At 69.3% G+C, this 12,919-nt stretch carries 15 protein-coding genes; 7 read left to right on the forward strand and 8 right to left on the reverse strand.

Going from position 1 to position 12,919, the window contains the following annotated elements; all coding sequences use genetic code 11:
- Positions 1-28 precede the first annotated feature (28 nt).
- The 3 genes from ACQGNW_RS17515 (at position 29) to ACQGNW_RS17525 (ending at position 2,132) form a co-directional block, all read left to right on the forward strand.
- Positions 29-388, forward strand: a complete 360-nt coding sequence (locus ACQGNW_RS17515) for a hypothetical protein (RefSeq protein WP_426664664.1) — start codon at positions 29-31, stop codon at positions 386-388.
- 123 nt (positions 389-511) lie between these two features.
- The gene (locus ACQGNW_RS17520) at positions 512-1,591 is read left to right on the forward strand and encodes a phospholipase A (protein ID WP_426664665.1); all 1,080 of its coding nucleotides are present in this window, start codon (positions 512-514) and stop codon (positions 1,589-1,591) included.
- 79 nt (positions 1,592-1,670) lie between these two features.
- Positions 1,671-2,132 carry a GNAT family N-acetyltransferase gene (locus ACQGNW_RS17525; protein WP_426664666.1) on the forward strand — a complete coding sequence of 154 codons (462 nt, stop codon included), beginning with the start codon at positions 1,671-1,673 and terminating at the stop codon, positions 2,130-2,132.
- On the opposite strand, the gene ACQGNW_RS17530 is transcribed toward ACQGNW_RS17525, so the two are convergent.
- Together ACQGNW_RS17530 and ACQGNW_RS17535 are read right to left on the reverse strand one after the other, a co-directional pair.
- Positions 2,129-3,301: an FAD-dependent oxidoreductase gene (locus tag ACQGNW_RS17530; RefSeq protein ID WP_426664667.1), complete on the reverse strand. Its 1,173-nt coding sequence runs from the start codon at positions 3,299-3,301 to the stop codon at positions 2,129-2,131. The genes ACQGNW_RS17525 and ACQGNW_RS17530 overlap by 4 nt on opposite strands.
- A gap of 21 nt (positions 3,302-3,322) precedes the next feature.
- Positions 3,323-3,805, reverse strand: coding sequence for an FKBP-type peptidyl-prolyl cis-trans isomerase (locus ACQGNW_RS17535; protein WP_426664668.1), 483 nt, complete (start codon positions 3,803-3,805; stop codon positions 3,323-3,325).
- Positions 3,806-4,026: 221 nt separating this feature from the next.
- On the opposite strand from ACQGNW_RS17535, the gene dacB reads away from it, so the two are divergent.
- Positions 4,027-5,550, forward strand: coding sequence for a D-alanyl-D-alanine carboxypeptidase/D-alanyl-D-alanine endopeptidase (gene dacB / locus ACQGNW_RS17540; protein ID WP_426664669.1), 1,524 nt, complete (start codon positions 4,027-4,029; stop codon positions 5,548-5,550).
- Positions 5,551-5,556: 6 nt separating this feature from the next.
- Here dacB and ACQGNW_RS17545 read toward each other — a convergent pair whose 3' ends face one another.
- Positions 5,557-6,042: a glutathione peroxidase gene (locus ACQGNW_RS17545; protein ID WP_426664670.1), complete on the reverse strand. Its 486-nt coding sequence runs from the start codon at positions 6,040-6,042 to the stop codon at positions 5,557-5,559.
- A 79-nt stretch (positions 6,043-6,121) separates the two neighbouring features.
- Here ACQGNW_RS17545 and ACQGNW_RS17550 point away from each other — a divergent pair, with 79 nt between their 5' ends.
- The 3 genes from ACQGNW_RS17550 to ACQGNW_RS17560 all read left to right on the forward strand — a co-directional run bounded on the left by ACQGNW_RS17550 (position 6,122) and on the right by ACQGNW_RS17560 (position 8,742).
- Positions 6,122-7,129 (forward strand): methionine ABC transporter ATP-binding protein, encoded by a 1,008-nt coding sequence (locus tag ACQGNW_RS17550; protein ID WP_426664671.1) that lies wholly within the window; start codon positions 6,122-6,124, stop codon positions 7,127-7,129.
- Positions 7,126-7,809: a methionine ABC transporter permease gene (locus tag ACQGNW_RS17555; RefSeq protein WP_426664672.1), complete on the forward strand. Its 684-nt coding sequence runs from the start codon at positions 7,126-7,128 to the stop codon at positions 7,807-7,809. Before ACQGNW_RS17550 ends, ACQGNW_RS17555 begins: the two co-directional genes overlap by 4 nt.
- Before the next feature lie 144 nt (positions 7,810-7,953).
- Entirely contained in the window at positions 7,954-8,742 is a 789-nt protein-coding gene (locus ACQGNW_RS17560) for a MetQ/NlpA family ABC transporter substrate-binding protein (RefSeq protein WP_426664791.1), read from the forward strand.
- Positions 8,743-8,837: 95 nt separating this feature from the next.
- Here ACQGNW_RS17560 and panD read toward each other — a convergent pair whose 3' ends face one another.
- From panD to pcnB, 5 genes are all read right to left on the reverse strand, one after another.
- Positions 8,838-9,224: an aspartate 1-decarboxylase gene (gene panD, locus ACQGNW_RS17565; protein WP_426664673.1), complete on the reverse strand. Its 387-nt coding sequence runs from the start codon at positions 9,222-9,224 to the stop codon at positions 8,838-8,840.
- A 101-nt stretch (positions 9,225-9,325) separates the two neighbouring features.
- Positions 9,326-10,171 (reverse strand): pantoate--beta-alanine ligase, encoded by an 846-nt coding sequence (gene panC, locus ACQGNW_RS17570; protein ID WP_426664674.1) that lies wholly within the window; start codon positions 10,169-10,171, stop codon positions 9,326-9,328.
- A 15-nt stretch (positions 10,172-10,186) separates the two neighbouring features.
- Positions 10,187-10,996 carry a 3-methyl-2-oxobutanoate hydroxymethyltransferase gene (panB, locus tag ACQGNW_RS17575; protein WP_426664675.1) on the reverse strand — a complete coding sequence of 270 codons (810 nt, stop codon included), beginning with the start codon at positions 10,994-10,996 and terminating at the stop codon, positions 10,187-10,189.
- 68 nt (positions 10,997-11,064) lie between these two features.
- Positions 11,065-11,547 (reverse strand): 2-amino-4-hydroxy-6-hydroxymethyldihydropteridine diphosphokinase, encoded by a 483-nt coding sequence (folK, locus tag ACQGNW_RS17580; protein ID WP_426664676.1) that lies wholly within the window; start codon positions 11,545-11,547, stop codon positions 11,065-11,067.
- Complete coding sequence (gene pcnB / locus ACQGNW_RS17585) at positions 11,544-12,893, reverse strand: polynucleotide adenylyltransferase PcnB (protein ID WP_426664677.1); 1,350 nt, start codon at positions 12,891-12,893, stop codon at positions 11,544-11,546. The genes folK and pcnB overlap by 4 nt, the downstream gene beginning before the upstream one ends.
- Positions 12,894-12,919 lie beyond the last annotated feature (26 nt).

Raw genomic sequence — 12,919 nt, forward strand, 5'->3', positions numbered from 1 at the left:
TCGGACATTCTGGCATGGAGTAATCGTCATGAAAGCACGCAACGCCCTGTTGCCCGCACTCGCCGCCTGCACCCTGTTCTTCGCCGGCACTTCCTTCGCCCAGGACAACACCGGCCAGACCCCGCCGCCCTCGCAGGACACCATGCAGCCGGCGCCCCCGCCCGCACAGACGCCACCACCCGAAGTGACCGTGCGCAGCGTGCCGCCGGCCGCGCCGCAGATCGCCCCCCCGCCGCCGTTCAGCCAGCTCTCCGGCGGCGGCAAGTGGATCACCGAGGAGCAGGCCGCCGCCTATCCGCCGCTGGCGAACGACTTCCTGCACGCAAGCCACAACGGCAAGCGCATCAGCAAGACCCAGTACGAAGCCTGGGTCAAGCAGATGAAGTAAGACCTGCATGACGAACCGGCCACATCGACGATGTGGCCGGTTTTTCGTGCCCGTTCGAAAAACTGCCTCGGCGCATCCCCTAGACTTCGGCCATCCCCGCTGGACCGCGCCACCGGAGTCCCCATGAAACACCGCGCCTTGTTGCTGGCCGGTTGCCTCGCCGCCGGCATCTGCCATGCGCAGAATCCCGACCCGATGGACATCCGCGCCTGCACCGCGATCGAGAGCGATGCGCTGCGGCTGGCCTGCTACGACCACGCCACCGGTCGCGACCAGCTGCCGGCAGCGCAGAAACGCAATGGGCAGCCCGTCACCGCCGACGACGGCGTGTTCGCGCACGACCGCCAGGCCGGCGCGGCCGCTGCGGCCAAGTCCGGGGTATCGCCGCCGCTGTCGCTGCTGGACAGCCGCTGGGAGCTGTCGCCGGAGAGCAAGCTCGGCACCTTCAACCTGCGCGGCTACAAGCCGGTGTACGCACTGCCGCTGTTCGCCACCAGCCACCAGAACACCGAACCGGAGAGTCCGAATCCCGACAACACCGTGCGCACGCCGCAGCAGCTGCAGAACGTCGAGGGCAAGTTCCAGCTCAGCCTGAAGACCAAGTTGTGGCAAGGCGTGTTCGGCGACGCCGGCGACCTGTGGCTGGGCTACACCCAGAGCTCGCGCTGGCAGGTCTACAACGCGCGGGTGTCGCGGCCGTTCCGCGAGACCGACTACGAGCCCGAGGCGCTGCTGGTGTTCGACACGCACTACCGCGTGCTGGGCTGGGAGGGGCGCCTGTTCGGCATCGGCATCGACCACCAGTCCAACGGCCGCAGCAATCCGCTGTCGCGCAGCTGGAACCGGGTGATCGCCGACTTCGGCTTCGAACGCCCCGGCTGGACCGTGATTGTCCGCCCCTGGTGGCGCATCCCCGAGGCGCGCAGCACCGACGACAACCCCGACATCAGCGACTACATCGGCCGCGCCGACATGCAGATCGTGCGCGAGTGGCACGGCCAGGAATTCGGCATGATGCTGCGCCACTCGCTGCGCGGCGGCAGCCACAGCCACGGCGCCGCGCGCTTCACCTGGAGCTTTCCGGTCGCCGGCAACCTGCGCGGCTACATGGAGCTGTTCAAGGGCTACGGCGAGAGCCTGATCGATTACAACCACAACGCCACCTACCTCGGCGTGGGTGTGTCGCTGCTCGACTGGTATTGAGTCCGCGCCGCACGCCACTGGTGCGGCGCCGGCGCGACGTGCATGCTGCGTCATCGACATCCGCAGCAGCGAGTGCCCCGTGAACCACACGATCTCGATCCGGCCCGTGACGGCGGCCGACTACGCCGGCTGGAAACCGTTGTGGGACGGCTACAACGCATTCTACGGACGCCGCGGTGCCACCGCGCTGCCCGAGGACATCACCCGCACCACCTGGGCGCGCTTCCACGATCCGGCCGAGCCGGTGCACGCGCTGGTGGCCGAACGCGACGGCGAGTTGCTGGGCCTGGCGCACTACCTGTTCCACCGCAGCACGATCCAGATCGGACCCAGCTGCTATCTGCAGGATCTGTTCACCGTGACGGAAGCACGCGGCCTCGGCGTGGGCCGCGCCTTGATCGAGCGCGTCTGCGAACTCGCGCAACGGGCGAAGGCGCCGCGCGTGTACTGGCAGACCCACGAAAGCAACGCCACGGCGATGCGCCTCTACGACCGGGTTGCCGAGAAGTCGGGCTTCGTGGTCTATCGCAAAATGCTTTAACGCCACCATCCCTGCTTGGTGCCGGTGAGGATGCGCAGCATCTGTCCGCGCGCCAGCGGCAAACGCCCAAGCGGGCCGAAAGCGAGGTCACGCAACCGCGCCAGGCCATCGTGCCTCGACTGGAACAGCGGCGTGAGCCAGCGGCTCATGGACTGGTACACCTGCAAGTGGCGGCGGCGCGCGCGCACATGGGCGCGCAAGGCCTGCGCGAGATCGTCGTGCGTGGCCAACGCGTCCGCCAGCGACTGCGCGTCCAGCAGCGCCATGTTCACGCCCTGCCCGAGCTGCGGACTCATTGCGTGCGCCGCATCGCCGAGGAACACCACGCGCCCGCGATTCGGCACCGGCATCACCACGTCGCGATAGCGCGCACGCTGCAACTGCTCCGGCGCCTCGATGCCGGCCAGCAGCGGCAGCACCTGCGGCCACAGTGCCGCCACCCGCTCGCGCAGATGTGCGAGCGCCACATCGTCGAACGCGTCCACCCGCTTGCCCGGCAGGCTGAAGTAGAAGGTCAGCCAGCGGCCGTGGCGGTCGGCACGGTACCCTACCGGCAGCACGCCGACCATCTCGCGCGCGCCGGCATAGCGTTGCTGCAGGGTGTCGGCATGCGGCCAGCCTTCGGCCGGCAACAGGCACCACACCGCACCCCATGGATAAAGCGCATCGCGGGTGGCCAATCCGGGCAGGCTGGCGCGCAGGCGCGAACCCGCGCCGTCGGCAGCCACGACCAGATCGAACGGACCATGGCTTCCGCCGTGCTCGTCGAACAACAGGCCGGCTTCTGCGTCCACGCCCACCATGCGCGTGCCGACATGGATATCGCGGGCCTCGGCATATGCATCGCGCAGCAGCGAAAACAGGCTGCCGCGACTCATGCCCAAGCCGTAGCAATCCGGCGCGTGGTCGGCATAGCGCATGGCCATCACTTGCCGGCCGTCCATGGTGCGGCCATGCAGTGATTCGATACGTTGGCCCTGCGCCAGCGCCCGTTCGCGCAGACCGAGCCGTTCCAGCACCGCCAGTCCAATGGGTTGCAGCAGGAAACCTGCGCCCACCGGCCCCGGCGCGTCGGCCTGCTCGAACACGCTCAGGTCGTGACCTTGGCCTGCCAGAAACAACGACGCCGCCTGACCGGCGGCGCCGTAACCCACGATGGCGACCTTCATGCGTCCCTGCATGATCGTGCGTCAGTGGTGATGGCCACCCGCGCCGTGCACGTGGCCGTGCGACAGCTCCTCCTCGGTGGCCTCGCGCACCCCGGTCACCTCGATCGCGAAGTGCAGGGCCTTGCCGGCCAGCGGATGGTTGCCGTCGATGTGCACCTTGTCGTCCTCGACCCTGGTTACGGTGACGTTGATGACACCCTGCGGGCCGTGGCCCTGGAACTGCATGCCTGGCTGGATGTCCGCCACGCCCTGGAAAGCCTCGCGCGGCACTTCCTGCACCAGTTCCGGGTGGCGCACGCCGTAGCCTTCCTCCGGCGTCACGTGGGCGTCGAACTTGTCGCCGGTCCGGCGCCCTTCCATCTGCTTCTCCAGGCCCGGCACGATCTGGCCCTGGCCGTGCAGATAGGCCAGCGGCTCGCGACCGGCGGAGCTGTCGACGACCTGACCGTCATCGTCGGTAAGCGTGTAATGGAAGGTGGCGACGGTGTTCGGGGCGATCTGCATGACGGTTTCCGGTGACGGTGAATGAACCGGCTTCGCACCGGCACGAACGGCCAGCCTAGCAGATCGGCGTCCCCGCACCCGGGAGACGCGCCGCTTCGCCTTCCCTCCTTCATCGCGGTGCGCGCGCCGAGCCGGATCGCACCGCGGCCGCCGCGTCGCCATGCACGGATCGCCGTGCCGGCATCTGGCTGAGCGCGACGCCGCTGCGGGATACTCGGCGGATGAATCGGATCGCACGCCGGACCGCCCTGCTGCTATGCCTGCTGCTGGCCATCAGCCAGCCGACGGCAGCCACCGCGCCACAGGTGCGACCGGCGCTCGCCGCGCAGATCGACGCGATCATCCGCCAGCCGCGCTACGCCGCCGCCGATTGGGGCATCGCGGTGGTCTCGCTCGACAGTGGCCGCACGCTGTACGAACACCAGGCCGGCAAGCTGTTCCAGCCCGCCTCGACCGCCAAGCTGTTCACCGCAGCGCTGACCCTGTCCACGCTCGCCGCGGATTACCGCATCCCCACCCGTCTGCTCTCGGCCGCACCGATACGGCACGGCCGGCTGGACGGCCCCCTGCTGCTGTACGGCATGGGTGACCCGACCCTCGGCACGCCGGACGCGAACCCGGACTGGGCCGACGATCTCGCTGCGCAACTGGCTGCACGCGGCATCCGCAAGGTGCGCGGCGACCTGGTCGCCGACGCCACCTATTTCTCCGGCCCGCGGTTCGGCAACGGCTGGGAGGCGAGCGACCTGCTGGGCTGGTTCGCCGCGCCGGCCTCGGCGCTCAGCGTGCACGAGAACATGGTGTCGCTGACGGTGACGCCTGCGACCAGGGCGGGCCAGCCGCCGCTGCTGGCGTTCTCGCCCGCCGTGGCGGCGCCGCCGCTGGCCGACACGCTGGCCACGGCGACAGCGCACGAGCCCGACGACATCAACCTCTACCGCGCATTGGGCGATCCGCTGCTGCATGCCTTCGGCAGCGTCGCCGCCGGCACGCCCCCGCGCACCTACCGCCTGGCGATTCCCGATCCGGCGCGACAGGCCGGCGAGGAGCTGCTTGCCGCGCTGGCACGCCGCGGCGTGCGCCTGCAAGGTGGCCTGCGCGTGCTGGCCTGGCCACAGAACGACGCCGCGCTGCGCGCAAACGCACGGATCCTGGCCGAGGTGCTGTCGCCGCCGGTGAGCGACATCCTCGCCCAGGGCCTCAAACGCTCGCAGAACCTGTACCTGCAGAACCTGCTGCAGATCGACGGCGTCGGCGCGCAGGCCGCGGCGGCGAACGAGCCCGATGCGCCAGTCGGCTTCCTCGGCAGCGCGGCCTGGGGGCTGCACGCACTGCACGGCCTGCTCGAACGCATCGGCATCGCGCCGTCCTCGGTGCTGCTGGAGGAAGGCACCGGGCTGTCGCGCGACGACCTGGTGACACCCGCGGCGATGGTGCGGCTGCTGCAGTACCTGGCCGCACAGCCCTGGGCCGCCGCGCTGCGCGGCATGCTGCCGATGGCCGGCGTGGACGGCACGCTGGAGTGGCGCATGCGCGACGGCCCGGCCACCGACCGCGTGCAGGCCAAGACCGGCAGCATGACCCATGTGCACAGCCTCGCCGGCTACGTCACCACGGCCGACGGCAAGCCGCTGGCGTTCGCGATCCTGCTCAACAACTACCAGCGCGCCCCCGATGGACCGCGCGCCAACCAGGACATCGACGCGATCGTGGAGTTGCTGGCCGGCTGGCGCGGCGGCGAGTGATCGCGCTCAATCCGCCAACAGGCGGTCCAGCTCCCTGCCGATCTTCTCCGGCGTGTCCGCGGGGGCATAGCGCTTGACCACGTGGCCGTGGGCATCGACCAGGAACTTGGTGAAGTTCCACTTGATCGCCTCGCTGCCAAGGATGCCCTTGCCCTCGTGCTTCAGCCACCGGTACAGCGGGTGCGCGTGCTCGCCGTTCACCTCGATCTTGGCGAACAGCGGGAAAGTCACGCCGTAGTTCGCATGGCAGAAGCCGCGGATCGCCGCCTCGTCGCCCGGCTCCTGGTGGCCGAACTGGTCGCACGGGAAGCCCAGCACCACCAGGCCGCGGTCGCGCCCGTTCCGCCACAGCTGTTCCAGGCCGGCGTATTGCGGGGTGAAGCCGCACTTCGAGGCCACGTTCACGATCAGCAGGGCCTTGCCCCGCCACTCGGACAACGAACGCTCGTTGCCGTCGATGTCGCGCGCGCTGAAGTCGTAGATGCTGCTCATGGCCGGTGTTTCCGTGGATGGACGTATGGAAGTCTACGCCAGACGCTAGAATGGCCGCCCGTCCCGATGCCGAACCCCCGTGATCCGCTTCCTCGACGTACACAAGTCCTACCGCGTGGACGGCAAGGACATCCCCGCGCTGCAGCCGTTCAGCCTCGACATCATGGATGGCGAGGTGTTCGGCATCATCGGCCATTCCGGCGCGGGCAAGTCCACCCTGGTCCGGCTGATCAACCTGCTGGAACGGCCCAGCGGCGGGCGCATCCTGATCGGCGAGACCGAGATGACCGCACTGGACGAGCCGGCGCTGCGCGCACAGCGGCGGCGCATCGGCATGATCTTCCAGCACTTCAACCTGCTCGCCTCGCAGACGGTGGCCGACAATGTGGCGTTCCCGTTGCGCCTCGCGGGCGAGCGCGACGCGGCGACGATCCGCGCCCGCGTCGGCGAGCTGTTGCAACGCGTGGGCCTCGGCGAGCACGCGACCAAATATCCCGCGCAGCTCTCAGGCGGCCAGAAGCAGCGCGTGGGCATCGCCCGCGCACTGGCGAACCGGCCGGAGATCCTGCTCTGTGACGAGGCCACCAGCGCGCTCGATCCGCAGACCACCGCCTCGGTGCTCGACCTGCTCGCCGCGATCAACCGCGAGCTCAAGCTCACCATCGTGCTGATCACCCACGAGATGGACGTGGTGCGCCGCATCTGCGACCGCGTGGCCGTGCTCGATGCGGGCCGCATCGTGGAAAAGGGCACGGTGGCCGACGTGTTCCTGCACCCGCGGCACGCCACCACGCGGCGCTTCGTCAACGAGGCGCTGCCGGAGGAAGCCGCCAGCGCGCAGGCGCCACTGGCCCAGGTGGGGGGCCGCATGCTGCGCCTCACGTTCCGCGGTGCCACCACGCTCAGTCCGGTGCTGAGCCAGGTGATGCGCGAGAGCGGCGTGGACTTCAACCTGCTCGCCGGCCGCATCGACCGCATCAAGGAGCTGCCCTACGGCCAGCTCACGCTGACGCTGGAAGGCGCGAATACCGACGCCGCGCTCGCCGCCTTGCGCGAGGCGGGCATCGAGATCGAGGAGCTGCCATGACCACGCCGCTGCTGCAGACGCTGTTTCCCAACATCGACGACTGGGGCGAGCTCGGCCGCGCCTGCATCGACACCCTGCTGATGCTGGGCGGCGCGCTGGCGCTCACCGTGGCCATCGGCCTGCCGCTGGGCGTGCTGCTCTACCTCACCGGCCGGGGCCAGCTGCGCGCGATGCCGAAGCTGTACGGCATCGTTTCGCTGGCGGTGAACGTGCTGCGCTCGGTGCCCTTCATCATCCTGATGATCGTGCTGATGCCGGTGACCTACGTGCTGGTGGGCACCAAGCTGGGCGTGCGCGGCGCGATCCCGCCGCTGGTGATCGGCGCCGCACCGTTCTTCGCGCGCCTGGTGGAAACCGCGCTGCGCGAGGTGCAGCAGGGCGTGATCGAGGCGGCCCAGGCGATGGGCGCCAGCACCTGGCAGATCGTGCGCCACGTGCTGCTGCCCGAGGCGCGCGCCGGCATCGCCGCTGGCATCACGGTGACCGCCATAGCGCTGGTGGGCTACACCGCGATGGGCGGCGCGATCGGCTCCGGCGGCCTGGGCGACCTTGCCTACCGCTACGGCTACCTCAGCTACAAGTCCGACTACATGCTGGTCACCGTGGTGCTGCTGGTGGTGCTGGTGCAGCTGCTGCAGATGCTCGGTGACCGCATCGTGGCGCGTTATAAGCGCCACTGATCCGGTTATTTCCCCACCAAGATTTGGACGTCTAGTCTGGACCCGCCCCTGGAAACCGCCATGACCGATGCTGCTCCCCGCGATCTCCGCCATTCTCGCCCTGTTGCTGCTCGCCGGCTGCGCCCGCAAGCCGTCGTGACGCGGATGCTGCGCGCCGCCGGCTGCGCGGCCTTCGCCCTGCTTCTCGCGGCCTGCTCGGCACCGAAGGAGGATGCGAACACGCTCACCGTCGCCGCCACCGCGGTGCCGCACGCGGAGATCCTCAAGCAGGCGCAGCCCATCCTGGCGAAGGAGGGCGTGAAGCTGGAGATCAAGGTGTTCGCCGACTACGTGCAGCCGAACACCCAGGTGGTCGAGAAGAACATCGACCTGAACTACTTCCAGACCAAGCCTTATCTGGATGCGTTCAACCGCGAGCACGGCACCCACCTGACATGCATCACGGGCGTGCACATCGAGCCGTTCGGCGCCTACTCGCGCAGGATCAGGAGCATCGACCAGTTGCCCGTGGGCGCCACCGTGTCGCTGCCCAACGACCCCAGCAACGAGGGCCGCGCCCTGCTGCTGCTCGCCAAGCACGGGCTGATTACGCTGAAGGACCCCGGCAACGCGCTGGCCACGCCGAAGGACGTCACGGTCAACCCGAAGCAGCTCAGGTTCAAGGAGCTTGAGGCGGCGATGCTGCCGCGCACGCTGGACGAGGTGGACCTGGCCCTGATCAACACCAACTACGCGCTGGCGGCCGGGCTCAATCCGACCCGGGACGCCCTGCTGATCGAAGACAAGGACTCGCCCTACGTGAACTGCCTGGTGGGCCGCCCCGACAACCAGGACGACCCGCGCGTGCAGAAGCTGGCGAAGGCGCTGACCAGCCCGGAGATCAAGGCCTTCATCGAGCAGAAGTACCGGGGCGCGGTGCTACCGGCGTTCTGATTCACCTGCAGGAGCGCACCCTGTGCGCGCATGCCTTGACGCTTGATCGAAGCCGAAAGCATTCGCGCACAGGGTGCGCTCCTGCAACAGCCGGCTCAGGCAGCCGCCATCTGCTTCGGGATCGAGCGGTTGGTATGGGTGATGCGGTTGTCCGCGTCCACGTAGACGCAGGTGGGCTGGAACTGGGCCAGCTCCTTCTCGTCGACCTGGGCGAACGCGGCGATGATGATGAGGTCGCCCACCTGCACGCTGCGCGCGGCGCTGCCGTTCACCGAGATGATGCCCGAGCCTTCCTCGGCACGCAGCGCGTAGGTGACGAAGCGCTCGCCGTTGTCGATGTCCCAGGCATGGATCTGCTCGTACTCGCGGATGCCCGCGGCGTCGAGCAGGTTGCCGTCGATCGCGATCGAGCCCTCGTAATGCAGCTCGGCGTGGCTGACGGTGGCGCGGTGGATCTTCGCCTTGAACATGTTCAGGTGCATGACTTCGGTTTCCTGCGGGAACGGTCCGCGTGGCTGCGCATTATCGAACCGTCGACATTGCACCGCAACATCGCGCGTTCAGCCAGCGAAATGCGGGCATTTCAGTCGAACTGCAAGTTGTCGATCAGGCGCGTCGTGCCCAGCCGCGCGGCGATCAACGCCACCAGCCCCGAGTCCTCGCCGGCTTCGGGCTCGGTCAGGTCCTCGGCGCGGCGGATCGCCACGTAGTCGGGCACGAAGCCTGCGCGCTCGAGCCTGGACTGCGCGGCTTCCTCGACGATGCGCCGTGCATGGCCCTTGCCGACCAGCTCGCGCATCTGCAGCAGCGTGGCATGGATCTGCGGCGCCAGCGCACGCTCCTCCGTCGACAGGTACTGGTTGCGCGAGCTGAGCGCCAGCCCGTCGTCGGCGCGCTGGATCGGCGCACCCACCACTTTCACCGGCAGCGCCAGATCGCGCACCATGCGCTCGATCACCTTGAGCTGCTGGAAGTCCTTCTGGCCGAACACCGCGAGATCCGGCTGCACCAGGTTGAACAGCTTGCACACCACGGTGGCCACGCCGTCGAAATGGCCGGGGCGGTGGGCGCCTTCCAGCGTGTCGGTGATCTGCGGAACGTGGATGCTCACGCCCTGTTCGGGACCGAACGGATACATCGTCGCCACCTCGGGCGCGAACAGCAGGTCGCAGCCGTTCTCGGCCAGGCCCGTCTGGTCCTGGACCAGCGTGCGCGGATAGCGCTCGAAATCCTCGCTGGGGCCGAACTGGGTGGGATTGACGAACACGCTGGCCACGACCCGGTCGGCGCGCGCGCGCGCCAGCTTCAGCAGCGAATAGTGGCCCGCGTGCAGGTTGCCCATGGTGGGCACCAGCCCCACGGTCTGGCCCTGGCTCCGCCAGCTGCGGATCGCGGCGCGCAGGGCCGGAAGGTCTTGCACAGTCTGCATGGAAACCGCCGTCGGTCAGTTGAAGCAGTGCTCGGGCGCGGGGAACGCGCCGCTGCGCACGTCCGCCGCATAGGCCGCGATCGCCGCCGCCACAGAATCGCGACCGGCAAGGAAATCCTTGCTGAACTTGGGTCGCTTGCCCGGCGTGATGCCCAGCATGTCCTGGATCACCAGCACCTGGCCGTCGCAATGCGGGCCCGCGCCGATGCCGATCACCGGGATCGCCAGCGCCCTGGTCACCCGTTCGCCCAGCGCGGTGGGCACGCCCTCCAGCACCAGCAGGTCCGCGCCCGCCTCCTGCACCGAGCGCGCTTCGGCCAGGATGCGGTCGGCGGTTTCCTGCTCGCGGCCCTGGATGCGGAAGCCGCCGAACTTGTGCACCGATTGCGGGGTGAGGCCCAGATGCGCGCAGACCGGGATCGCGCGCGCCACCAGCGCGGTGGTCGCGTCGAGGATGTGCGGCGCGGCGCCCTCGATCTTCACCATCGCCGCGCCGGCCTCGCCCACCAGCCGCGCGCCGGCTTCCAGCACGTGCGGCAGGTCGCGGTCGGCCATGAACGGCAGGTCGGCGACCAGCAGCGTGGCCGACAGCCCGCGCGCCACCGCCTGGGTGTGGTAGACCATGTGGTCCAGCGTCACCGGCAGGGTGCTCCGGTGGCCCTGCACCACCATGCCCAGCGAGTCGCCGACCAGGGCCACGTCGATGTCGGCCAGTTCCAGTTGCGCGGCGAGGCTGTAGTCGTAGGCAGTGAGCATCACGATGCGGCGGCCTGCGGCTTTCATCGCGTGCAGGCCGGGCACGGTGACCGGCTTGCGGGCGGGCATGTTGGCGGGGTCCACGTACACGGCGTCGTCTCGCAGGAGGGGGGCGGTCGATTATCCGCTGCACCGCATCATTCGGCCAGACGTTCGCAACCCTGCGTGTCCACCGTGGCGAGCAGGTCCGCCACGCGCCCCTGTCCCGGCAGCAGCAGGTCCGGCGCGAGATCGTTGAGCGGCAGCAGCACGAAGGCGCGCTCGGCGATGCGCGGATGCGGCAAGGTCAGCCTTTCATCGTCGAGTCGCACGCCCTCCATGTGCAGCAGATCGAGGTCCAGCGTGCGCGGGCCGTTGCGCTCCGCACGCACGCGGCCGGCGTTTTGCTCGATCGCCAGCAGCGCATCGAGCAGCGCGTGCGGCGCGAGCGTGGTCTCCAGCAACGCCGCGGCATTGACGAATGACGGCTGCTCCAGCACGCCCCAGGGCGGCGTGCGGTACAGGGACGAGCGGCGCAACAGGCGCGTGCCAGGCAGGTGCGCCAATGCGTCCACGGCATCCAGCAATTGCCGCCGCGGGTCGCCCAGGTTGCCGCCCAGCGCGATGTAGGCCGCGGTCACGCCGGCTTGGACTTCGTCGCGGGCCTGCGCCGGCGCCGCTTGCGCGCCGGGCCGGCGGCCGGCGCAGCCGGCTCGGGCTCGCTGCCGCCATGCGCCGGCAACGCCGCCGCCAGCGTCTCGTGCGGCAACTGCTGGGCGTGGTCCCACCACTGCCCCAGCTCGCGGATCGCCGGCGATTCGTGCGCGCGCAGCAGCAGGAAGTCGAACGCGGCACGGAAACGCGGATGCGCCAGCAGGCGAAACACCTTCTTGCGCTGCACCTGCTCGAAGCGCGGCTGCAACGACCAGATCTCCTCCATGGTGAAGGTGAAACGGCGCGGGATCGCCACGCGCTGGCATTGCTCGCCCACCACCTGCAGCGCGGCGCGCGCCCAGGCCTCGTTGACGTCCTTGCCGCCGGCGATCAGGTGGTGCGCCAGGTCGCGCACCTCGCCCCACAACAGCACCGCGAACAGGAACGCGGGCGTCACCGACTTGCCCTCGGCAACGCGTGCGTCGGTATTCGCCAGCCCCTGCTCGACCAGTGCGCGCAGCGCCTCGTCGCCGCGCTTCAGCGCACGGGCGGTGGCCGGGAACAGGAACTTCAGCAGGCCGCACTGCTCGAGCATGCGGAAGCTCTTCAGGCCGTGCCCGGCAAGGAACATCTTCAGCGATTCGTCGAACAGCCGCGCCGGCGCGGCCTCGGCCAACAGCGGCCCCAGTTCCTCGAACGGCGCGGCAGCGGCCGCGTCGATGCCGAAGCCGAGCTTGGCGGCCAGCCGCGCCGCGCGCAGCATGCGCACCGGGTCCTCGCGGTAGCGCGTGGCCGGCTCGCCGATCAGGCGCAGCACCCGGTCCTCCAGGTCCCGCATGCCGCCCACGTAGTCGCGCACCGAGAAATCGCTGATGTCGTAGTACATCGCGTTGACGCGGAAGTCGCGGCGCAGCGCATCCTCCTCGATCGTGCCCCACACGTTGTCGCGCACGATGCGGCCATCCACGATGTGCCGCTCGCCCTCCGCGCCCTCCTCCTCGCCGGTGCCGCGGAAGGTGGCCACCTCGATGATCTCCGGCCCGAACACCACGTGGGCCAGCCGGAAGCGGCGGCCGATCAGCCGGCAGTTGCGGAACAGCCTCTTCACCTCTTCCGGCGTGGCGTTGGTGGCCACGTCGAAGTCCTTGGGATGGCCGCCAAGCAGCAGGTCACGTACCGCACCGCCGACCAGGAACGCGTCGTAGCCGGCCTCGTTGAGGCGGTAGAGCACGCGCAGTGCGGCCTTGCTGATGTTCTTGCGGGAAACCGTGTGCTGCTCGCGCGGAATGATGCGCAACGCGGGCCTGGCGTCGTTCCTGGCTTCGGGATTCAAGCGTATGGAGTCCTTGCGGGTATCGT

This window comes from Rhodanobacter aciditrophus, from assembly GCF_050026795.1.
Taxonomy (GTDB): Bacteria; Pseudomonadota; Gammaproteobacteria; order Xanthomonadales; family Rhodanobacteraceae; genus Rhodanobacter_A.